The 19,312-nt window shown below is 63.2% G+C and carries 22 protein-coding genes; 10 read left to right on the top strand and 12 right to left on the bottom strand.

The features are described 5' to 3' along the window. Positions 1 to 124: 124 nt before the first annotated feature. From bioF to panD, 4 genes are all read right to left on the bottom strand, one after another. On the bottom strand, positions 125 to 1,342 hold the full coding sequence (bioF, locus tag AC1DUR_RS15830) for an 8-amino-7-oxononanoate synthase (protein ID WP_477719923.1): 1,218 nt from the start codon (positions 1,340 to 1,342) through the stop codon (positions 125 to 127). After that, complete coding sequence (bioD, locus tag AC1DUR_RS15825; protein ID WP_477719922.1) at positions 1,321 to 2,019, bottom strand: dethiobiotin synthase; 699 nt, start codon at positions 2,017 to 2,019, stop codon at positions 1,321 to 1,323. The genes bioF and bioD overlap by 22 nt, the downstream gene beginning before the upstream one ends. After that, positions 2,012 to 3,340 (bottom strand): adenosylmethionine--8-amino-7-oxononanoate transaminase, encoded by a 1,329-nt coding sequence (locus tag AC1DUR_RS15820; RefSeq protein ID WP_477719921.1) that lies wholly within the window; start codon positions 3,338 to 3,340, stop codon positions 2,012 to 2,014. The genes bioD and AC1DUR_RS15820 overlap by 8 nt, the downstream gene beginning before the upstream one ends. A 90-nt stretch (positions 3,341 to 3,430) precedes the next feature. Next, entirely contained in the window at positions 3,431 to 3,811 is a 381-nt protein-coding gene (panD, locus tag AC1DUR_RS15815; protein ID WP_477719920.1) for an aspartate 1-decarboxylase, read from the bottom strand. A gap of 172 nt (positions 3,812 to 3,983) precedes the next feature. On the opposite strand from panD, the gene nadC reads away from it, so the two are divergent. From nadC to pabB, 3 genes are read left to right on the top strand one after another with little or no spacing between them, the layout of a single operon-like run. Next, positions 3,984 to 4,874 (top strand): carboxylating nicotinate-nucleotide diphosphorylase, encoded by an 891-nt coding sequence (nadC, locus tag AC1DUR_RS15810; RefSeq protein WP_477719919.1) that lies wholly within the window; start codon positions 3,984 to 3,986, stop codon positions 4,872 to 4,874. After that, positions 4,858 to 5,982, top strand: a complete 1,125-nt coding sequence (nadA, locus tag AC1DUR_RS15805; protein ID WP_477719918.1) for a quinolinate synthase NadA — start codon at positions 4,858 to 4,860, stop codon at positions 5,980 to 5,982. Before nadC ends, nadA begins: the two co-directional genes overlap by 17 nt. Next, on the top strand, positions 5,982 to 7,763 hold the full coding sequence (pabB, locus tag AC1DUR_RS15800; protein ID WP_477719917.1) for an aminodeoxychorismate synthase component I: 1,782 nt from the start codon (positions 5,982 to 5,984) through the stop codon (positions 7,761 to 7,763). The genes nadA and pabB overlap by 1 nt, the downstream gene beginning before the upstream one ends. A gap of 52 nt (positions 7,764 to 7,815) precedes the next feature. Here the strand turns inward: pabB and AC1DUR_RS15795 are convergent, their stop codons facing one another. The 5 genes from AC1DUR_RS15795 to AC1DUR_RS15775 all read right to left on the bottom strand — a co-directional run bounded on the left by AC1DUR_RS15795 (position 7,816) and on the right by AC1DUR_RS15775 (position 12,718). After that, a complete protein-coding gene (locus AC1DUR_RS15795; RefSeq protein WP_477719916.1) occupies positions 7,816 to 8,418 on the bottom strand; it encodes a hypothetical protein in 603 nt (200 codons plus the stop codon). Then, positions 8,418 to 9,566 (bottom strand): AAA family ATPase, encoded by a 1,149-nt coding sequence (locus tag AC1DUR_RS15790; RefSeq protein ID WP_477719915.1) that lies wholly within the window; start codon positions 9,564 to 9,566, stop codon positions 8,418 to 8,420. The genes AC1DUR_RS15795 and AC1DUR_RS15790 overlap by 1 nt, the downstream gene beginning before the upstream one ends. Before the next feature lie 275 nt (positions 9,567 to 9,841). Next, complete coding sequence (nadB, locus tag AC1DUR_RS15785; RefSeq protein WP_477719914.1) at positions 9,842 to 11,494, bottom strand: L-aspartate oxidase; 1,653 nt, start codon at positions 11,492 to 11,494, stop codon at positions 9,842 to 9,844. Between the two features lie 11 nt (positions 11,495 to 11,505). Next, positions 11,506 to 12,387, bottom strand: coding sequence for a segregation and condensation protein A (locus AC1DUR_RS15780; RefSeq protein ID WP_477719913.1), 882 nt, complete (start codon positions 12,385 to 12,387; stop codon positions 11,506 to 11,508). A 112-nt stretch (positions 12,388 to 12,499) separates the two neighbouring features. Continuing rightward, entirely contained in the window at positions 12,500 to 12,718 is a 219-nt protein-coding gene (locus AC1DUR_RS15775) for a DUF3460 family protein (RefSeq protein WP_011481865.1), read from the bottom strand. A 166-nt stretch (positions 12,719 to 12,884) separates the two neighbouring features. Here AC1DUR_RS15775 and AC1DUR_RS15770 point away from each other — a divergent pair, with 166 nt between their 5' ends. The 3 genes from AC1DUR_RS15770 (at position 12,885) to AC1DUR_RS15760 (ending at position 14,686) form a co-directional block, all read left to right on the top strand. Beyond that, positions 12,885 to 13,403 (top strand): outer membrane protein assembly factor BamE, encoded by a 519-nt coding sequence (locus tag AC1DUR_RS15770; RefSeq protein ID WP_477719912.1) that lies wholly within the window; start codon positions 12,885 to 12,887, stop codon positions 13,401 to 13,403. A 226-nt stretch (positions 13,404 to 13,629) separates the two neighbouring features. Beyond that, positions 13,630 to 14,145 carry an AmiS/UreI family transporter gene (locus tag AC1DUR_RS15765; RefSeq protein ID WP_477719911.1) on the top strand — a complete coding sequence of 172 codons (516 nt, stop codon included), beginning with the start codon at positions 13,630 to 13,632 and terminating at the stop codon, positions 14,143 to 14,145. Between the two features lie 43 nt (positions 14,146 to 14,188). Next, positions 14,189 to 14,686 (top strand): nucleoside deaminase, encoded by a 498-nt coding sequence (locus tag AC1DUR_RS15760; RefSeq protein WP_477719910.1) that lies wholly within the window; start codon positions 14,189 to 14,191, stop codon positions 14,684 to 14,686. Positions 14,687 to 14,690: 4 nt separating this feature from the next. Here the strand turns inward: AC1DUR_RS15760 and AC1DUR_RS15755 are convergent, their stop codons facing one another. Beyond that, complete coding sequence (locus tag AC1DUR_RS15755; RefSeq protein WP_477719909.1) at positions 14,691 to 15,674, bottom strand: LysR family transcriptional regulator; 984 nt, start codon at positions 15,672 to 15,674, stop codon at positions 14,691 to 14,693. Positions 15,675 to 15,883: 209 nt separating this feature from the next. Here AC1DUR_RS15755 and AC1DUR_RS15750 point away from each other — a divergent pair, with 209 nt between their 5' ends. Genes AC1DUR_RS15750 through uraH form a run of 4 tightly spaced genes read left to right on the top strand, consistent with a single transcriptional unit; the run spans position 15,884 to position 18,695 of the window. Continuing rightward, positions 15,884 to 17,239: an MFS transporter gene (locus tag AC1DUR_RS15750; RefSeq protein WP_477719908.1), complete on the top strand. Its 1,356-nt coding sequence runs from the start codon at positions 15,884 to 15,886 to the stop codon at positions 17,237 to 17,239. A gap of 16 nt (positions 17,240 to 17,255) precedes the next feature. Further along, positions 17,256 to 17,783 carry a 2-oxo-4-hydroxy-4-carboxy-5-ureidoimidazoline decarboxylase gene (gene uraD, locus AC1DUR_RS15745; protein ID WP_477719907.1) on the top strand — a complete coding sequence of 176 codons (528 nt, stop codon included), beginning with the start codon at positions 17,256 to 17,258 and terminating at the stop codon, positions 17,781 to 17,783. Beyond that, a complete protein-coding gene (locus AC1DUR_RS15740; protein WP_477719906.1) occupies positions 17,780 to 18,307 on the top strand; it encodes a hydroxyisourate hydrolase in 528 nt (175 codons plus the stop codon). The genes uraD and AC1DUR_RS15740 overlap by 4 nt, the downstream gene beginning before the upstream one ends. A gap of 28 nt (positions 18,308 to 18,335) precedes the next feature. After that, positions 18,336 to 18,695, top strand: coding sequence for a hydroxyisourate hydrolase (gene uraH / locus AC1DUR_RS15735; protein WP_477719905.1), 360 nt, complete (start codon positions 18,336 to 18,338; stop codon positions 18,693 to 18,695). Between the two features lie 50 nt (positions 18,696 to 18,745). Here the strand turns inward: uraH and AC1DUR_RS15730 are convergent, their stop codons facing one another. Continuing rightward, the gene (locus AC1DUR_RS15730; protein WP_477719949.1) at positions 18,746 to 19,081 is read right to left on the bottom strand and encodes a hypothetical protein; all 336 of its coding nucleotides are present in this window, start codon (positions 19,079 to 19,081) and stop codon (positions 18,746 to 18,748) included. Then, the gene (locus AC1DUR_RS15725; protein WP_477719904.1) at positions 19,020 to 19,217 is read right to left on the bottom strand and encodes a CopG family transcriptional regulator; all 198 of its coding nucleotides are present in this window, start codon (positions 19,215 to 19,217) and stop codon (positions 19,020 to 19,022) included. The genes AC1DUR_RS15730 and AC1DUR_RS15725 overlap by 62 nt, the downstream gene beginning before the upstream one ends. Positions 19,218 to 19,312 lie beyond the last annotated feature (95 nt).

Here is a 19,312-nt window from a genome sequence, read left to right as displayed (position 1 = left end):
GTGATGCAGCGTGTCTGAGCGCGTCTGTTTGTTCGGGTGCATGAGCAAACGCGCTGTGCAGGGCGACTGGGGGTCGTCATCTTTCACGGCTGATTTTACCCAGCCCTGACGCCCGCCGGATTTCTCACGTGGCGCCAGGCCTGGCCAGCTCTGTCAGGGCCTGCACCAGCCGGTCAATGTCGGCCTCGGTGTGTGCGGCCGACAGGGCAATGCGCAAACGGGCCGTGCCCTCGGCCACGGTGGGCGGGCGGATGGCGGGCACCCACAGGCCGCGTGTGCGCAGGCCTTCCATCACGGCCAGCGCCGCGTCGTTGGGGCCAATCACCACGGGCTGAATCGCGGTGGGTGACTCGCCGAGCAGCCATGAGCTGCCTTGCAGGCCTTGAGCCAGGCCGCTCCTCAAGCGGGCAATGAGGCGCTGCAGGTGCTCGCGCCGCCACTCGTCCTGCTCAATCAGTTGCAGGCTGGTTTGCAAGGCGGTGGCCAGCAAGGCAGGGGCGGCGGTGGCAAAAATGTAACTGCGGGTTTTTTGCAGCAGCCATTCAACCAGTGCCTCACTGCCCGCCACAAACGCCCCGGCCACGCCCGCGGCCTTGCCCAGCGTGGCCATGTAGAGCACGCGCGGTGAAGCATTCTCACCAGACAGGCCAACGTGGGCCAGGCAACCCCGCCCCTGCGGGCCCAGCACGCCAAAACCGTGTGCGTCGTCGAGCAGCAGCAGGGCGTCATGGCGCTCGCACAGTGCCAGCAGCGCGTGCACATCGGCCACATCGCCGTCCATGCTGAACACGGCGTCACTGATGACGAGCTTGCGCCGCGCCGGGCTGCTGATGAGTTCCTGCTCCAGTGCGGCCAGGTCGGCATGCGGGTAGCGGTGAATCTGTGCGCTTGACAGCCTTGCGCCGTCAATCAGGCAGGCGTGGTTCAGCGCGTCTGAAAAAATCGCATCGCCCTTGCCCACCAGCGCGGGCACGATGCCGATGTTGGTGGCATAACCGGCGTAAAAGTACAGGGCGCGCGGCTGGCCGACAAAACGGGCCAGTGCCGCTTCCAGCGCCTCGTTGGCGGCGCTGTGGCCGCTCACCAGTGGCGAGGCCGCCGCACCCACGCCAAAAGCGCGGGCACCATCGCAGGCGGCTTGCACCAGCGCGGGGTGGCTGGCCAGGCCCAGGTAATCGTTGCTGCAAAACGCCAGCATGCGCTGCCCGTCAACCTGCAGGTGGGCGCCATCTTCAGGCACGACGACGCGACGCCGGCGGCGCAAATGCGTGCGGTCCAGCTCGGCAATGCGCGCCGGAAATTCATCGAGCCAGGAATTCGTCAGTGGGGTGTTGATTGCCATGCCAGGGGAAGTTTCAGGTTCAGGGTTGTGGGATCGGGCTGCGACTGGTACGCAATGCTGGCCAGCAGCGGTGCGGCCAGCTGGTGCTGTAAAAAGGCGATGTTGTCGTCTTGCGCGAGCATGTTGGGGTCGATGTGGTTGGCCACCCAGCCCGCCAGCGTGAGGCCGCGCGCGCGAATGGCGGCGGCCGTCAGCAGCGCGTGGTTGAGGCAGCCCAGGCGCAGGCCCACCACCAGCACCACCGGCAAGCCCAGCGCCTGCGCCAGATCGGCGCCGGTTTCCGTATCCGACAGCGGCACCATGAAGCCGCCCGCGCCTTCCACCACCACGGCGTCGGCCAGTTGCAGTAATTGGCGGTGGCAGGCCACGATATGGGCGATGGCGATGCGAACGCCGGCGCGCGTGGCGGCAATGTGCGGCGACACCGCGTCGGGCAGCAGCACGGGGTTGTCCAGCTCGGGGGGTACGCGGCAGCTGGAGGCGGCGCGCAGGGCCTGCACGTCGTCGTTGACTTGCAGGCCGTCCATCAAGGTGGTGCCTGCTGCCACCGGCTTCATGCCGACCACGCGCGGGTAGTGCGCGGCCAGCGCATGCAGCAGCGCCGCACTGACCAGGGTCTTGCCCACGCCGGTATCGGTGCCGGTCACGAAAAAGGAAATTTTCGGACGCTCAGCCATGCGCAGCTTCTTCGGCCAGCGTGGCCTGCAGGGCCGCCAGCGCGCCGCGTGCCAGAAAACCGGAGCTTTCCTCGTCCATCACATAGGGCGGCATGGCGTAAATCGTGTTGCCAATCGGCCGCAGCAGCACACCCTGCGCCAGCGCGTGCTGGTAGTAGCGGCGCGAAAAGCCGGGCAGCGCACCGGCTACGTCCCAGGCCCAGATCATGCCGAGCTGCCTGGCGTTCTGGACACGCGGATGGGCGGTCAATGGCGCGAAGGCTGCGGTCAGATTGCTCGCCACCACGACATTGCCGGCCAGCACATCGTTTTGTTCGAACAGCTCCAGGGTGGCCAGGGCGGCGCGGCAGGCCAGCGGGTTGCCGGTGTAGGAGTGCGAATGCAGAAAGCCGCGCGCCACGTCGTCGTCGTAAAAGGCCTGGTAGACCGTGTCGGTGGTCAGCACGGCCGACAGCGGCAGGGTACCGCCGGTCAGGCCTTTGGACACACAGATGAAGTCGGGCCGGATGCCAGCCTGCTGGTGGGCAAACATCGTGCCGGTGCGGCCAAAGCCGGTGGCTATTTCGTCCACCACCAGGTGCACCTCGTAGCGGTCGCACAGCGTGCGCACCCCGCGCAGGTAGCTGGCGTCGTGCATGGCCATGCCGGCGGCGCACTGCACCAGCGGCTCCACGATGAGGGCCGCGGTCTCCGCGTGGTGCTGATCGAGCCAGGCCTGCAGCGCGCCAACAGCACGGTCTGCCACGTCCGCAGCGCTTTCGCCTGGATGGGCCGTACGGGCATCGGGGCTGGGCACGGTAGCGGCCAGTCGCACCAGCGGCGCGTAGGCCTCGCGGAAAATGGCGATGTCGGTCACGGCCAGCGCGCCCACGGTTTCGCCGTGGTAGCCGCCGGCCAGTCCCACAAAGCGGCATTTGCCGGGGCGGCCGGTGTTGCGCCAGTAATGCGCGCTCATCTTCAGCGCGATCTCGGTGGCCGAGGCGCCGTCGCTGCCGTAAAAGGCATGACCCAGGCCGGTCAGCTGCGCCAGCTTCTCAGACAGCGCCACCACGGGCTCGTGGGTAAAGCCGGCCAGCATGACGTGATCGAGCCGGCCGAGCTGGTCAATCAGCGCCGCCCGGATGTGGGGGTGGTTATGGCCAAACAGGTTGACCCACCAGGAGCTGATGCCGTCGAGGTAGCGGTGGCCTTCAAAGTCGTGGAGCCACACGCCTTCGGCCCTGGAAACCGGAATCAGCGGTTGCGATTCGTGCAGCTTCATTTGCGTGCAGGGGTGCCACACATGCCGCAGGCTGCGCTGGACCATCGAGGTGTTGTCCATGGATGCTCCGGTTTAAAAGACGGTGGAGGCCAGCGCTTGTGCAGGCGGGCAGGGCGGCACGCGGGGATGCGTGACGGGCGATGCGTGGATTCAGGACATCTGAACCGGAATGGTCGAGCGCTCTTCCTTGATTCGGTTGTCGGGGTCGACAAACACCAGCTTGGGCTGGAAGCCGGCGACATACTCTTCGTGCACCTGCGCAAAGGCTGCAATGATGACGAGATCGCCCACGGCGGCCCGGCGGGCCGCGGAGCCATTGACCGAGATGATGCGGCTACCGCGCTCGGCCCGGATGGCGTAGGTGATGAAGCGCTCGCCGTTGTTGATGTTCCAGATATGCACCTGCTCGTTCTCGCCCAGGTTGGCAGCGTCCAGCAGGTCTTCGTCAATCGCGCACGAGCCTTCGTAGTTCAGTTCGCAGTGGGTGACGCTGGCGCGGTGGATTTTGGATTTGAGCAGGGTGCGAAACATGATGGGCTGGCAATAAAGAAGTGACGATTAATCTGGGGCAATCGGATAACAAGCGTGCAAACAGCGAGACAATAAAGCATCTGTTACCGTCATATCAGTAACATTTAGTCTGTTGAACCGTAGTCTAGGGGAGTCTTTATTCCATCTGGGCGAGTCTTTATTCCAACTGGTTATGAAAAAGTCATTTGATTTCTCGGCTGAGGCCATCGTTGAGGTGGCCAAGGCCGACGCAATTCGTGCGCTGGCCGAAGATGTGGGCGCGGGCGATTTGACGGCGGGGCTGATTGATCCGGCCCGCAGCGCCCGGGCGCAGGTGCTGGCACGCGAAAGCGCCGTGATTTGCGGCAGCGCCTGGGTGGAAGCCGCGATTCTGCAGCTCGATCCCCAGGCCCGCCTGACCTGGCATGTGCGGGACGGCGAGCGCTGCGCCGCCGACCAGGTGGTGCTGGAGATACGGGGTCGGGCACAGGCCCTGTTGACGGCCGAGCGCACGGCGCTTAATTTTCTGCAGCTGCTGAGCGCGGTGGCCAGCAAAACGGCCGGCTATGTCGCTGCGGTGCAAGGCACGCGGGCGCAGATCGTCGACACGCGCAAAACATTGCCCGGCCTGCGTCTGGCGCAAAAATACGCGGTGCGGACCGGCGGCGGCACCAACCACCGGATCGGCCTCTACGACGCGGTGCTGATCAAGGAAAACCATATTGCCGCAGCCGGCGGCATCGCGCAGGTGCTGGCGCGCGCGGCCACGGTGGCGGCACAGGCTGAGTTTGTGCAAATCGAGGTTGAAGACCTGGCCGAGTTGCGGCAGGCTCTGGAGGCCGGCGCCCGCATGGTGCTGCTCGACAACATGGACCTGGCGCAGTTGCGCGAGGCGGTGCGCATCAACGAGGGGCGCGCCAGCCTGGAGATTTCCGGCGGCGTGACGCAGGAAAGCCTGCGCAGCCTGGCCGAAACCGGCGTGGACCGGATTTCCATTGGCGGCCTGACCAAGGACGTCAAGGCCATCGATTTCTCGATGCGCTTTCACGAGCTGCAAGGGGGTTGTGATGGGCACCGTGATTGACGTTGAATACGATTTCCCCCATCCGGACGTGGCTCCCGGTGCTTCGGCGTGCGACACCCGGCACGCCTGGGCGCGTGTGCCGGTCGAGCCCGGCCCGAAGCAGCGTGCCGCGCTCAAGGACAAGATCCGCCAACTGCTGAAGGAGCGCAACGCGGTGATGGTGTCGCACTACTACGTGCACCCCGACCTGCAGGACCTGGCCGAGGAAACCGGCGGCATGGTCAGCGACTCGCTGGAGATGGCGCGCTTCGGCCGCGATCATGCGGCGCAGACGCTGGTGGTCTCGGGTGTGCGCTTCATGGGCGAGACGGCCAAGATCCTCTCACCCGACAAGAAGGTCCTGATGCCCGACCTCGACGCGACCTGCTCGCTGGACCTGGGATGTCCGATCGATGAATTCAGCGCTTTTTGTGACGCGCACCCCGACCGGACCGTGGTGGTCTATGCCAATACCAGCGCGGCCGTGAAGGCGCGCGCCGACTGGGTCGTCACGTCCAGCTGCGCGCTCGACATTGTGCAGGCGCTGAAAGACAAGGGACACAAAATTTTGTGGGCGCCCGACAAGCACCTGGGCGGCTACATCCAGCGTCAGACCGGCGCCGACATGGTGTTCTGGAGCGGCACCTGCATCGTGCACGACGAGTTCAAGGCCTTCGAGCTCGAAGCGCTCAAGAAGGAACACCCGAAAGCCAGGGTGCTGGTGCATCCCGAGTCACCGGCCGATGTGGTGGCGCTGGCCGACGCGGTGGGTTCGACCTCGGCCATCCTGAAAGCCGCGCGCGAACTGGATGCCCCGGAGTTCATTGTCGCCACCGACAGCGGCATGATGCACAAGCTGCGCACGCTCAACCCCGGCAAGATCTTCATCGAGGCGCCGACCGCTGGCAACAGCGCGACCTGCAAGAGCTGCGCGCACTGCCCCTGGATGGCCATGAACAGCCTGGCGGGCCTGGCCCATGTGCTGGAGACCGGCCGCAATGAAATTCACGTGGATCCGGCGCTGGGCCTGCGTGCCCGCCTGCCGATTGACCGCATGCTGGCGTTCACCGCTGCGCTGAAGGCCGGCCAGCCGGCGGGTGCTCTGGTGCCGAACATCGGCGCGGCCTGATGGGGGCCTTTTCGGCACTCATCGACTTCTCCAACCCGGACCATCCCGACGGGCCGCGTCTGCGCCAGGCCTTTGGCGTGGCGCGCCAGGTGCTGGTGGCGCACGAGCCGCAGCAGGTGCGCGCGGTGCTGGACGCCGTGCAGGAGGCTGCGCAGCGGGGCGCCTGGTGCGTGGGTTACCTGCGCTACGAGGCCGCGCCTGCCTTCGATGCCGCGCTGGCCGTGCATCCGGCGGATGGCCCCCTGGCATGGTTTGCCGTTTACGACGAGGCTTTGCCATGGCCCGGGGAAGCGGCGAATGCAGCGGATGCGGCCGTCCAGGTCCAGTGGCAGGAGACCTGTCCGCGCCCCGTTTTTGATGCGGCGCTGGCCAGCATCCAGCACGCCATTTCCGAAGGTGAGCTGTACCAGGTCAACTTCACCGCGCCGCTGCTGGGCACGCTGCGCGGCGAGCCGGGCGGTGATACGGCCCGCGCTCTCTTTTCCGCCCTGCAGCGGGCCCAGCCCGGCGGTTATGCGGCCTTTCTGGACACCGGCGATGCGCAGGTGCTGTCGGTATCCCCCGAGCTGTTTTTCGACTGGCATGGGGACCATATCCTGACACGGCCCATGAAGGGGACGGCGCGGCGCGGCGCTTTGCCGCGCGACGATGCCGCGCAGGCCGAGGCCCTGCGCACATCGGCCAAAGAGCGCGCCGAGAATGTGATGATCGTGGACCTGCTGCGCAACGACCTGTCGCGCATCGCCCAGCCGTTCAGCGTGCGCGTGCCGCGCCTGTTCCATACCGAGGCACTGCCCACGCTGTGGCAGATGACCTCGGACGTGGAGGCGCGCACGCGTGAAGGCTGTTCGCTGGCGGACGTCTTTTCCGCGCTGTTCCCTTGCGGCTCGGTGACCGGCGCGCCCAAGGTGCGTGCCATGCAGATGATCCATGCGCTGGAGCCGCAGGCGCGGGGTGTGTATTGCGGCGCCGTTGGCGTGGTGCAGCCCGGCGAACACGGCATCAGGGCCACGTTCAATGTGCCCATCCGCACCGTGACCCTGTGCGGTGCGGCGCTGCGCTGCGGCATTGGCAGCGGCATTACGGCGGACGCCAGCGCCGAGGGTGAGTGGCAGGAGTGGCGCCACAAGCAGGCCTTTGTGCGGCGCGCCAGCGCCCCGTTTTCGCTGCTGGAAACGCTGGGGTTGAAGGACGGGTGCCTGCGTGATGCCGACGCGCATCTGGCGCGCATGGCGCAGGCCGCCCGGCATTTCGGCTACCCCTGGGATGCCCTTCAGGTGGAGCAGTCGCTGCAGGCCTTGGCGCGGGCCCATGCCCAAGGGGCCTGGCGCGTGCGTTTGCTGATGGATGCGCAGGGCCGGCTACAGGCCGAGGCCCATGCGCTGGATCCCGGGCCGGCGCGTGTGCGCCTGCGCCTGGCCGACCGTGCCATCGCAGAGGCGCACGATGAATTCGTGCGCTTCAAGACCACCCGGCGTGCCCACTACGACGCATTGACCCCGACCCAGCCGGGCGTGTTCGACACCTTGCTGTGGAATGCCGACGGCGAGATCACCGAGTGCACACGCGGCAATGTGGCGCTGCTGCTGGACGGCCGCTGGGTCACGCCAGCGCTGCGGTGCGGATTGCTGGCAGGCGTAGGGCGTGCCAATGCCTTGCGTGAAGGCCGTGTGACGGAGGCCGTGGTTCGCCTGGAGGATTTGCCGCGGGTGCAGGCGCTGGCTTTTGTGAACAGCCTGCGCGGTTGGCTGGCGGCGGAACTGGAGCCGCGCACCGCCTGATGCCTGCAATACCAATCTGCTGAGATACTCGCAGCCGGACAGTGAGAGAGAATTATTTATTAACTCTCAGTGCTAGCTCTTCTAAACGTCCAATGGCACGTCGCAAGCTATTTGAACGTTGCGCCGCTCTTTTGGGAGACCATTCGTTCCTAACCATTTCGCCAAGCCGCGCGTTGTATCCAATACCTTGGCTTGCAATGGCGCCCGCGCCACTCGTTAGATCTGATCTAACCTCTCGCTTAGCAAGCTTCGCCAATTGCAACAGCCGCTGCTTAGGATCTGGCAAAGCATCCGGATCATCAGGTAGCTTTCCTTTGTTGCCGAGCAAAGACCTCATTGCTTCATGATCAGCCAATAACCACGATTCAATCTCCCGTACAGCCACACGAATCAACAAGTTTTCGGGTCGAGATTTTTGACCGAACCAGTCGTCGATCAATATGGTCGGGCACTCTTTATCATCTAAGTCAGTCAATAGAACAACTGGCTGTTGGATAGCCAACTGACACCAACTATTCATCTTTGATCGCAGATAGCCAAATCCCCCTTTCCGGAGAAGTAGGGATGCCTCCATGGGGTGTTCAATCTCCGTCAGCAAGCGAATCCCGACGGCTTCGCTAAGCTCGTCCTCGGTGGCCAGAGCCACGGATGTCATCACCATAGTCCTAGCTGACTTACTGTGTTTGGCCTTGTTTTAGGTAAAACAACCTCTGCAATTGAAAGACCAGCATTAATAGCCTTCGTTTCTGCTGCGTCAATTGAACGGGCAGTCGTGCCATTTGGGCCACTTTCTAACAGAACTATGCCCCGCCCATCGATACCCTCGTTGCTCAACAAGGCTTCGCTGTGAGTGCTCACAATAATTTGTCGACGTGACTTCTTTTCACGTTGAAAGCGATTCAACATGACGGGAATTTGTTTGACAATCGCGTCGTTTAGCGAAATTTCAGGCTCCTCAAGTAGCAATGTAGACGTGCCGTCTAACAGTGCCCACAAAAGGCCCAAAAGTCGTAACGTCCCATCAGAGAAGTGCTCTTCTGATTGCCAGCCAGCGTTCGGGCGATGGTGTGAATACAAGGCTTGAAGGTGGGGGTGCCCCAAAACGTCTTTCTCGAAGCGCAGCTCTCTAAATTGCGGAACAGCCTGAGTGAGTGCCTTACCGATTTTCACGAGTCGGGAGTCTCGCGTCCTCTGCGGTGTTTTCGCCAAGCGCTCCAAAAATCCTTGACCAAATGGATCATCTTCTAAGCGCTGGCCTCTTATTTTTTCTGCGAACTTCAACAGTTGTGGAACGAGATGCAAGTAAGTTGTGGCGCCAAAAAACTGAACAAGCTCGCGGAACCTGCTATTTGCTTGAATCTGTTCTACGTAAGTCTGCGTCAGTAGCATCGGATCTTTTCGGTCCTCAGCGTTAGGACGATCAAGTATCAGCTTTGCGCCCTGATAGACCTGTTCCTTTGAAATCAGAATCCGCTGCGCGCCTTTGCCTTCAGGCTTAAAGGCAAGCACATAGCGCCATAAGGGCGGTGTGTTGGCCTCTTCTGCCACAGTTACGTCAATCAGTACTTCCGGATCGTTACGAGCATGCAAGCAGCGCAGCTTGGTGATGCCACCTCGGTCTGCCACTGCCGTTTGCAGGCCGCCGCCTTTTGCCTTGCTGATATCTCGCAAGAATCGAAATGCATCGAGCAGGTTGGACTTGCCCGATGCATTTGGACCCAACAAATAGGTGACTTCACGTAGAGGCACATCTATGGTCCGAAAGTTGCGCCAGTTTTTAAGTTTGATATTGGTCGTCAGCATTGGAGCCCTTCAAAAACTGCACATCTTGACAATACCGTGCTGCTCAAGATTCGCGGTTAAGCTTTCTTTGGTCGTGTCGTCTGCAAAGGCACTATCACGAAAAACGCGTGTCAGGAAACTGTCTCAAGGTCGGAGTGCACTATAGCTGATGGCCGTGTAGATACCGTTCGCTGCAGTTGTGTGTTTGAGGCTTATCAGACGCAAGCTATCCGCCACCGACAGTGAAAACGCAAGACAAGCCCTGATAAGCCTGCATACGTAGTCGATGTGGCTTGCTAAATTTTCGGTAGAGTCATCACGTTGTCAGGGCGTGGCGGTATCAGAATCGTCGGCTTGGCTGACGCGGCCATCTCCGGGTAGTCCCGGCTGAAATGCAGGCCGCGGCTTTCATGCCGGGCCTGGGCCGAGCGCACGATGAGATCGGCCACCTGCACCAGGTTGCGCAGCTCCAGCAAGTCGCGCGTGACGTGGAAGTGGGCGTAAAACTCCTGGATTTCACCCTGCAGCAAGGCGATGCGGTGCATCGCGCGATCCAGCCGCTTGTTGGTGCGCACTATGCCCACGTAGTCCCACATGAAGCGGCGCAGTTCGTCCCAGTTGTGCGAGATCACCACCGACTCGTCGGCGTCGGTGACGCGGCTGTCGTCCCAGGGGGGCAGGGTCTGGGCCGGTGTGGTGCCGTTGCTGGCCAGCTCGTTTGCTATTAAATCAGTAGCTGCTCGCGCAAAAACCATGCACTCTACCAGTGAATTGCTTGCCAGGCGGTTGGCGCCATGCAGGCCCGTGCAGGCGGTTTCGCCCACGGCGTACAGGCCGGCCACAGCGGTGCGGGCAGACAAGTCGGTGATCACGCCGCCACAGGTGTAGTGCGCCGCTGGCACCACCGGAATGGGCTGCTTGGACATGTCTATACCCAGCTCCAGGCAGCGCGCATAGATATTGGGAAAGTGCTCTTGAATGAACACCAGCGGCTGGTGCGAGATGTCGAGGTAGACGCAGTCAAAGCCGCCTTTTTTCATCTCGAAGTCGATGGCGCGCGCCACCACATCGCGCGGGGCCAGCTCGGCACGGGCATCGTGCTGGGGCATGAAACGGGTGCCATCGGGCCGCAGCAGGCGGCCGCCTTCGCCGCGCACGGCTTCGCTGATCAGGAAGGATTTGGCGTGCGGGTGATACAGGCAGGTGGGGTGGAACTGGATGAACTCCATGTTGGACACCGGGCAGCCGGCGCGCCAGGCGGCGGCAATGCCGTCGCCGGTGGCGGTGTCGGGGTTGGTGGTGTAGAGATACACCTTGCCCGCACCGCCCGTGGCCAGAATGGTGTGGGGCGCCTGGAAGGTGAGCACTTCATCGGTCTCGTCGTCCAGCGCGTACAGGCCCACGCAGCGGTTGCCGCCCTCCGCGCCGCGCTGGGCGGCTGGCAGCTTGGCGGTGGTGATCAGGTCCACCAGCGTGTGGTGTTCAAACAGCGTGATGTTGGGCGACTGGCGCACCTGCTCGATCAGCGTGCGCTGCACGGCCGCGCCGGTGGCATCGGTCACATGCACGATGCGCCGCGCGCTGTGGCCGCCTTCGCGGGTGAGGTGCAGTTGGCCATCTTCTTCCGAAAACGGCACGCCCAGTTTTTGCAGCCAGGCGATCGCCTCGGGGGCCTGCTCCACCACGAACTGGGTGGCTTTGAGGTCGCACAGACCGGCGCCGGCGATCAGCGTGTCGTCCACATGGGCGGCAAAGCTGTCGTCCTTGTCCCACACCGCAGCAATGCCGCCCTGGGCCCAGCCGCTGGAGCCTTCGCGCACGGCGCGCTTGGTGAGGATGGCCACCCGGTATTGCTTGGACAGCAGCAGTGCAGAACTCAGGCCGGCGAGGCCGCTGCCAACAATCAAGACATCAAAATTGTGCGGGCTGGGTGTAGGCAGGGTGGACATGAAAAAAGAAATTAGGCGGGGGTGTAGGCCAGCCGCACGTAAACCGGTGCGAAGGCCTCGGCCTGCGTGACTTCCAGCAGGCCCTCCTTGGATAATTCGAGCAGCGCGATGAAGGTCACCACCAGCACCGGCATGCCGCGTGTGGCGTCAAACAGGTCTTCAAATTCGAGGAACTTGCGGCCCTGCAGCTTGCGCAGCACGATGCTCATGTGCTCGCGCACCGAGAGCTCTTCCCGGGAAATGACATGGTGCTGCACCAGGCGGGCGCGCTTGACAATGTCGCGCCAGGCCTCCTGCAGGTCGACCACGTTGACGTCGGGAAAGCGCGGCTGCAGCGACTGCTCCACATAGACCTGCGCACGCAGGAAGTCGCGGCCGAATTGCGGCACCTCGTTGAGCCTGTGGGCGGCCAGCTTGATCTGCTCGTACTCGAGCAGGCGGCGTACCAGCTCGGCGCGCGGGTCTTCGGCTTCCTGGCCCTCGGCCACCTTTTTGGGCGGCAACAGCATGCGCGACTTGATCTCGATCAGCATCGCGGCCATCAGCAGGTATTCGGCCGCCAGCTCCAGGTTGGTGGCGCGGATCTCGTCGACATAGGTGAGGTACTGGCGCGTGACCGCCGCCATCGGAATGTCGAGAATATTGAAGTTCTGCTTGCGGATCAGGTAAAGCAGCAAGTCCAGCGGGCCCTCGAACGCCTCGAGAAACACCTGCAGGGCATCCGGCGGGATGTACAGGTCGTGCGGCATCGCAAACAGCGGCTCGCCATAGAGCCGGGCCAGCGCCACCTGGTCGATCACTTCCGGCATGTCCGGGTCCAGGTTGGCGGGCAGGTCCTGACCGGCTGCGGACGGCAGATCCTGGGGAGAGGGCAGGGAAGGATTCTTGGACATATTGCGGCAACCGCAGCCGGGGGTGACAAGGCAGGTTTGCTATAAAAAATATAGCTGCTAAAAATAGAGCTGCTTATTCCCGGTTTTTCGGGGTCGGAAGCCTGTTTGGCAATTACTTGCCGTTGGGGTGATTGCTCGTGCCGTACACATAGGGCTGCTGCGGGACACGGGCGTCGCTGTAATCGGCCTCGTCCTGCAGGCTCAGCTTTTTGTCCCACAGCAGGGCCCGGCCGGCCCGCTGTTCGGCCTCCAGTGTGGGCTTCTTCGCCTTGAGCTGGTCAATGAACTGGGTGACTTCGGAGGTGTAGTCGGGGCGGCGAAAGAAGGACATGGGTCTAAACTGCCTAAAACATGTAGTTGACTGATTTTACCGGGGGTCTGCCTTGCGCTCATTGTTACCTGTCTCCGCGCCTGTTCCGGTGGCCTTTTCACCGGTCGGCCCGCAGGGGCCCTCGCTGCCGCCAGCCACTAAAACTTCCAGAAGGACGATTGCTTGTATGGGCCTGCTGTCATTTGTTCTCGGGCTGGCCGGCTGCGACCCGCAGCGCATTGCCGAACTGGAGGAAGGTGTGTCCACCGAGGCCGATGTCCGGGCGCGTTTCGGCGAGCCCGAAAAAATCTGGGAGGCCTCCGACATGGCCGACACACCGTTGCCGGGTGTTACTGCCGAACCCGGCGCACGGACCTTTGAATACAACCGCCAGCCCGAGGGCCAGGTCAACTACATGATCACCATAGCCGCGGACGGCAAGATGAGCGCACTGCGCCAGGTGCTGACGCCGCGGACCTTTGCCAAGGTGCTGCCCGGCATGCGCATGGAGCAGGTGCGCAAGATGCTCGGCAAGCCAATGAAGATCACGCCTTACTCGCTCAAGCAGGAAACGCATTACGACTGGCGTTATCTCAGCGATCCCAATACCCCACGGATTTTTACGGCGGTCTTTGATCCTGATTTGCGGGTCATCAGGACCGGCTCGGTGGACGACCCCAAAAAGGAGTTGGGCGGCAACAGGTAGGTTGCCGCCGGGCAAGGCACCGGCCTTGCGGCAGGCGCAAAGCCAAGGCCTGCATGGGTAAAGTGTTGTTCACAAGACTGTATACAATTTTGAATTTTGGGCTATCATGCGCCCATGAAATTCTTTGCCGCCGACCTCATTGCGAGTGCAGACCGGGTAATTCGTGTGGGCTTTCAGTGCCCGGTGCGGTCCCTGCCCGGCTGCGTACGCTTGGCGAGGATCTAGCATGCTGCCGGGCCTGGTGCTGTTTTATGTGGGCGCGGTGCTCATTCTCAATGGGCTGTGGATGCTTGGCCGCTTCGGCGATCGCGAAGTTTGGGTCATCAACCTGTTCACCGGCGCAGTGACCCTGCTGGTGGCCTTGAAGTACGCTTTCGGCGCGGACGCCGACGCCGCGTCGATCAAGGCCGCCGCGCTGTCCCTGCTTTTTTCCTTCACCTACCTGTGGGTGGCCATCAACCGCCTGAGCGGAGCTGACGGCCGTGGGCTCGGATGGTTCAGCCTGTTCGTTGCCATCACCGCCGTGCCGGTAGCGGTCGATACGCTGCGCGGAGCCGTCAGCACCGGGGAGGTCTGGCTAGGCCTGTCCTGGGCCGCCTGGGGCGTGCTGTGGCTGCTGTACTTCCTGCTGCTGGCGCTGCAAAAGCCGGTGTCTCGCCTGGTGGCCTGCGTGGCGATCAGTACAGGCGTCCTGACCGGCTGGCTGCCGGGCTATCTGCTGTTGACCGGCGCCATGGTTTGACGCCCCCATGATTGACGACAGACATCTTCCCGGAAAGGACCGCATGACCATCTCCCCTGACGACCTCACGCCCATGCAACTCGCCATCGACGCCTCGCGGGCCGCGCTCCAGGCGGGCAACAGCCCTTATGGCGCAGCTCTCGTCTCGGCAGACGGGTGGGTGCTGCATGTGGCCGGCAACACCCAGCAAACCAGCGGCGATGCCACCAACCATGCCGAAATGGTGCTGCTACGCGAGGCCGAATCGCGACTCGGCCAGGCGACGCTGCGCGGCAGCACGGTGTACGCCAGCGGCGAGCCCTGCGCCATGTGCAGCGGCGCCCTCTATTGGGCCGGCGTGGGCCGCGTGGTGTACGCCGCTTCCAACGATGTCATGGCTGGGCTGATGGGCGCTGACACGGTGCTGCCGATTCGCTGCGCTGAGGTTCTGGCCAATGCCTCGCCTGCGGTGCAGGTGGACGGCCCGGTGCTGGCCGAGGCGGCGGCAGCGGTGCTGCGCGAGGCCGCGGCGCTGCGCGTCCGCAATTCCGTGCGCAAATAAAACTTCAGCTGTTCTTCGTACCCTTGACCTTGCCGGGAGTGGGAGTGGGAGCGGGCTGCGGATTCGCCTGCGTCACGCGGCGAGCAGCGTGCGACAGCAGGTCGCGAAACCAGCGGTGCGGCGGCGAATGCTGGGAGCGCTCGTGCCAGAGCTGGTAAAAGCGCATGCGCGGAAAATCAAACGGCGGCGTAGAGATGGTCAGCGGCAGTGTGCGCGCGAAGTGGGCCGCAAAATGCCGCGACGTCGTGAACACCAGATCCGTGTTCACCAGCAGGTAGGGCGCCAGCTCGAAAAACGGCACGACGACGCAGGCATCTCGCGACACGCGCAGGCTGGTGAAATGGGTTTCGACGACACCGCGCTGCGCCTGCGAATACGGCAAGGGCACGATATGGCGCGCTGCGAGGTACTGCTCGCGGGTCAGGCCGCGGGCAGCCCGCCGGTCATGGCTGCTCATCAGGCAGACCACCTCGTCTTCGAGCAGAACCGACAGGTGCAACTGCTGCGGCGGCTGGGGCCAGTTGCCAATGACCACATCCAGGTCACCCTGCGCCAGCGCGCGCTCGTAGTCGAAGTCGGCCCCGAGCGGCTGCACCATGAGCCGGGCGCGGGGTGCTTGACGCCGAAAATTCTCGACGGCTCCGGCCAGGAAAGGCGCCGCCATGAAATCCGGCGAACCGATGCGAAAGGTCTGCGTGCTTGACGCCGGATCGAACTGATCAGCGTCGGCGCGCATCGCGTCGATTTCGCCGAGCGCACGCCGGGCGTGTTCGCGCAGCACCAGCGCCCGGTCGGTGGGCGCCATGCCGCCCTTCTCGCGCACCAGCAAGGGGTCGCCAAAAATCTCCCGCAGCTTTTTCAGCGCGATGCTGATGGTCGGTTGCGACTGGTTGAGCCGGATGGCGGTGCGCGATACGTTGCGCTCGGTCACCAGGGTCACAAGCACGCGCAGCAGGTAGCTGTCGACGGGATCGGCGGGTCTGCTCATGGATGGGTTTTCTTATGCGTCGGGCTCCATGGTATTCGGATTCCGCAATTCTGCTTATAGCAATCCTCGTGCGCGGGGCACGCCGCTTCTTCGTAGACTGGCTGCTCCTCGCAAGGCGCGTGAATTGTGCGCCTGAATGCGAAGGCGCAAGCGAAAGCCGCAGGGTCCGACCGGCCCGTGGTTCACCCCAAACGACATTGGAGACAAGCATGAGTACAGCAAGCGTCACGCTACCCCTTGCCCAAGCCCCCGCAAAGACGGAGCTGGACAATGTGTACAAGAAAATTTTCCTGCGGCTGATCCCGTTTTTGATGGTGCTGTGGATCCTCGCCTGGATAGACCGCGTCAACATCGGCTTCGTCAAGCTGACCATGCTCGACGACCTGAAATGGAGCGAAGCGGTCTACGGCCTGGGCGCCGGCATTTTCTTTCTTGGCTACTTCTTCTTTGAAGTGCCGAGCAACCTGCTGCTGCAAAAAATCGGCGCCAAAAAAACCATCATGCGCATCACCATCGGCTGGGGCCTGACCAGCATCGCGATGATGTTCGTGAAGACGCCTGAGATGTTTTACTTCCTGCGCTTCCTGCTCGGCGTATTTGAAGCGGGCTTTTACCCCGGCATCATCCTCTACCTCACGTTCTGGTTTCCGAACGACCGCCGGGCCAAGGCTTTCGGCATGTTCATGTCGGCCTCGGCGCTGGCGGGCGTGATCGGCGGGCCGCTGGCGGGCTTCATCATGACCACTTTCAACGGTGTCAACGGCTGGCAAGGCTGGCAGTGGGTGTTTCTGCTGGAAGGCATCCCCTCGGTGATTGCGGGCTTCGTGACCTGGTTCTACCTGACCGACAAGCCCGAACAAGCCGGCTGGCTGACGCAGCGCGAACGCGATCTGGTGCACGCCGACCTGGAGCGCGACGCCAAGGCCCTGGGTCATCGCGAGCACAGCATGCTGGCCTCGCTGAAGGACTCGAAGATCTGGCTGATGATCCTCATCTATTTCTGCATCATCGCGGCGAACTCGTCACTGACCTTCTACGGCCCGACGCTGGTCAAGGAAGTCGGCTTTACCAGCCCGCTGGCGGTCGGCTGGATCATGGCGGGCGCCTACCTGTGCGGCGCGGCGGGCATGATCCTGAACGGATTCCATTCCGACAAGCACCAGGAGTCACGCTACCACTGCGGCATTGCAGCGGCACTCGGGTCTGCCTCGCTGCTGGTGATTGCCATGGTGCTCAAGACCAGCCCCTTGCTGACCCTGGCGATGCTCACGCTGGCCATCGTCGGCACCATGAGCGCCATTCCGGTGTTCTGGCAAATGCCCAACCGCTTCCTGTCGGGCGCGGCGGCGGCTGGCGGTGTGGCGCTGATCAACTCGGTGGCCAACCTGGCTGGCTTCGGTGCGCCCTGGATGCTCGGCCTCATCAAGACCTCGACGGGCTCGCTGTCCTCCGGCCTGTACGTGGTGGCCGCGTTCGAGATCTGCGCGACGCTGCTGATCCTGAAGTTCGTCCCGCGCATTCACAAGACCCATGCGGCCGTCAAGGCGAGCTTTCAAAAAGCCTGATCAACAAGGAACCGCCATGACTGAAGCGACATTCGCGCTTGATCTCGACACTGTCAACACCATGGAGCAGGACGACTTCGTCGCCGCACTGGGCAGAACTTTCGAGCATTCCCCGTGGGTGACGGAAAAAGCGTGGGCCTCGCGGCCGTTTGCCAGCCTGGACGCCCTGCATGCGGCCATGATGGGTGTTGTTCGCGCTGCGCCGCGGGACGCGCAGGTCGCCTTTCTGTGCGGCCACCCCGAGCTCGCCGGCAAGGAGGCGCAGGCCGGCACCATGACCCGTGAGTCGGTGGGCGAGCAGGCCAGCGCCGGGCTGAACGCGCTAAGCCAGGGTGAGATGGGCGAGTTGCGCGAGCTCAACGCCCGTTACCGTGAGCGCCACGGCTTTCCGTTCATCGTCGCCGTGCGTCGCCACAGCAAGACCGAGATCTTCAGCCTGTTTCGAAGCCGCCTTGTACGGGAGAGCGAGCTCGAACTCAACGAAGCGCTGGCGCAAATCGCCTGCATCACGCGGCTACGGGTGGAAGCCAGGATGGCGGCATGAAAGACGAAACGATATCGCCACCGGCCGACCCGATGCCGCGGCGCGGCGTACTGCGCGCCGGGTTGCTGATAGGGGGCGCGGCGCTGGCACCGGGGTTCGCGGCGGCCGCAGACGCGCCTGCCGCGGTTCCCGCCGGCCTGACTGTCGCGCCGAGTTCGCAGGCCGGCGTGTCGCCGCGGCTGACGGTCCACGCGATCGACACCTTCCACGGCGCGACCGGCGCCGGGCTGAGGCTGGATCTCTCCCGCTTCGACGGTGACCGCTGGCAGTTGCTGAAGACTGTGCGGGCCAACGCCGGCGGTCGCCCCGCCGAACCGCTGCTGATCGGCGACGCCTACCGTAGCGGCCGCTACGAGGTGTTGCTGCATCTCGACGAGTACTTCGCACAGATGGGCGCCCAGCTGCCGCAGCCTTCGTTCCTCATGAAGGTGCCGTTGCGCTTTGCGATCCACGACGCTTCCCGGCGCGTGCACCTGGCGGCGCTGTTCTCGCCCTGGGGCTATTCGTACTACCGCGGTAGCTGAAACAACACAGGACTCAGGAGCAACCACGATGGCAGGCATTTCTACCCATGTGCTCGACAACTTCACAGGCCGCCCGGGTGCCGGCATGCGGATCGACTTCTCGGTGCGCGGGCAAGACGGCAGCTGGAAGCTGGTCAAGACCATGACGACCAACGCCGACGGCCGCACCGATCAGCCAGTGCTCGTGCCGGAGGCTGCGGCGGTCGGCGAATACGAGCTGAGTTTTCACCTCGGCGACTTTTACGAGCGCCAGGGGGCGCGCCTGGCCGACCCCGTGTTCGTCGACAGGGTCGTGCCGCTGCGTTTCGCCATCTTCGATGTGAAGCAGCACTACCATGTGCCGATGCTGTGCACCCCCTGGAGCTGTTCGACCTATCGCGGCAGCTGACAGCCTGGGCGCTCCGAGCACTGTGAGCACTGTGAGCAAGTCTCTCACCCTCAGGAGCAATCCTTTTTAACCCCCTGCGTCCCAGGCCCCTGGTTTTTTACAGCGATTCGATCTTTTCCAGAAAACCTGAGCGCGCCATCACGGTTTTTGGCTGTGCATTGAGCCCGGCGACCACCAGCGGCCGCCGCGCAGCAAATGGCCTTGTGTAACTGCTCCAGCATATTCAGCCGGATTACCAGCCCTTGCGCGGCGCTTTCCGCGACCGTCAGAATCGGATCAATCTTGGCCGCAGCGCAGTGCAAGCCCTCTCTCGTTCCCCGATCCTCAAGATGTGCGCCCTCTTCTGGACGATTTTGAAGTCCCGGATGGCGTGAATTCGACGCCATGCTCGATCAGGTACTCGCGGATGAGCCTTCGTACGACTTGGGAGGGGGTGACGTCCTGTTTTGCACACAAGCCCTCGAACGCCAGTTTCTTTGCCGGATCAATCAGGACCGTCAGTCGCGCCGTCTTTAGCTCCATTGAGGCTCCTATATTCATGCTCATGCGCCCGCATTCACCTAATCGGGTGACATGATAATGAAATTATAATTGCAATTGAATTGAATGCACACTAT

The sequence above is a fragment of the Polaromonas sp. P4_F4 genome, assembly GCF_056401355.1.
This window is presented reverse-complemented; position numbering and strand designations above follow the sequence as displayed.

What these genes read in the sequence shown, in the direction of transcription:
- AC1DUR_RS15795 (WP_477719916.1), bottom strand. Translation starts at nt 8,418, where the DNA reads ATGACATCCGTGGCTCTGGCCACCGAGGACGAGCTTAGCGAAGCCGTC.
- AC1DUR_RS15780 (WP_477719913.1), bottom strand. Translation starts at nt 12,387, where the DNA reads ATGTCCAAGAATCCTTCCCTGCCCTCTCCCCAGGATCTGCCGTCCGCA.
- AC1DUR_RS15820 (WP_477719921.1), bottom strand. Translation starts at nt 3,340, where the DNA reads ATGGACAACACCTCGATGGTCCAGCGCAGCCTGCGGCATGTGTGGCAC.
- AC1DUR_RS15790 (WP_477719915.1), bottom strand. Translation starts at nt 9,566, where the DNA reads ATGCTGACGACCAATATCAAACTTAAAAACTGGCGCAACTTTCGGACC.
- AC1DUR_RS15730 (WP_477719949.1), bottom strand. Translation starts at nt 19,081, where the DNA reads ATGGCGTCGAATTCACGCCATCCGGGACTTCAAAATCGTCCAGAAGAG.
- AC1DUR_RS15770 (WP_477719912.1), top strand. Translation starts at nt 12,885, where the DNA reads ATGGGCCTGCTGTCATTTGTTCTCGGGCTGGCCGGCTGCGACCCGCAG.
- AC1DUR_RS15750 (WP_477719908.1), top strand. Translation starts at nt 15,884, where the DNA reads ATGAGTACAGCAAGCGTCACGCTACCCCTTGCCCAAGCCCCCGCAAAG.
- uraH (WP_477719905.1), top strand. Translation starts at nt 18,336, where the DNA reads ATGGCAGGCATTTCTACCCATGTGCTCGACAACTTCACAGGCCGCCCG.
- bioF (WP_477719923.1), bottom strand. Translation starts at nt 1,342, where the DNA reads ATGGCAATCAACACCCCACTGACGAATTCCTGGCTCGATGAATTTCCG.
- AC1DUR_RS15775 (WP_011481865.1), bottom strand. Translation starts at nt 12,718, where the DNA reads ATGTCCTTCTTTCGCCGCCCCGACTACACCTCCGAAGTCACCCAGTTC.
- uraD (WP_477719907.1), top strand. Translation starts at nt 17,256, where the DNA reads ATGACTGAAGCGACATTCGCGCTTGATCTCGACACTGTCAACACCATG.
- pabB (WP_477719917.1), top strand. Translation starts at nt 5,982, where the DNA reads ATGGGGGCCTTTTCGGCACTCATCGACTTCTCCAACCCGGACCATCCC.
- AC1DUR_RS15740 (WP_477719906.1), top strand. Translation starts at nt 17,780, where the DNA reads ATGAAAGACGAAACGATATCGCCACCGGCCGACCCGATGCCGCGGCGC.
- AC1DUR_RS15760 (WP_477719910.1), top strand. Translation starts at nt 14,189, where the DNA reads ATGACCATCTCCCCTGACGACCTCACGCCCATGCAACTCGCCATCGAC.
- bioD (WP_477719922.1), bottom strand. Translation starts at nt 2,019, where the DNA reads ATGGCTGAGCGTCCGAAAATTTCCTTTTTCGTGACCGGCACCGATACC.
- panD (WP_477719920.1), bottom strand. Translation starts at nt 3,811, where the DNA reads ATGTTTCGCACCCTGCTCAAATCCAAAATCCACCGCGCCAGCGTCACC.
- nadB (WP_477719914.1), bottom strand. Translation starts at nt 11,494, where the DNA reads ATGTCCACCCTGCCTACACCCAGCCCGCACAATTTTGATGTCTTGATT.
- AC1DUR_RS15765 (WP_477719911.1), top strand. Translation starts at nt 13,630, where the DNA reads ATGCTGCCGGGCCTGGTGCTGTTTTATGTGGGCGCGGTGCTCATTCTC.
- nadA (WP_477719918.1), top strand. Translation starts at nt 4,858, where the DNA reads ATGGGCACCGTGATTGACGTTGAATACGATTTCCCCCATCCGGACGTG.
- nadC (WP_477719919.1), top strand. Translation starts at nt 3,984, where the DNA reads ATGAAAAAGTCATTTGATTTCTCGGCTGAGGCCATCGTTGAGGTGGCC.
- AC1DUR_RS15725 (WP_477719904.1), bottom strand. Translation starts at nt 19,217, where the DNA reads ATGGAGCTAAAGACGGCGCGACTGACGGTCCTGATTGATCCGGCAAAG.
- AC1DUR_RS15755 (WP_477719909.1), bottom strand. Translation starts at nt 15,674, where the DNA reads ATGAGCAGACCCGCCGATCCCGTCGACAGCTACCTGCTGCGCGTGCTT.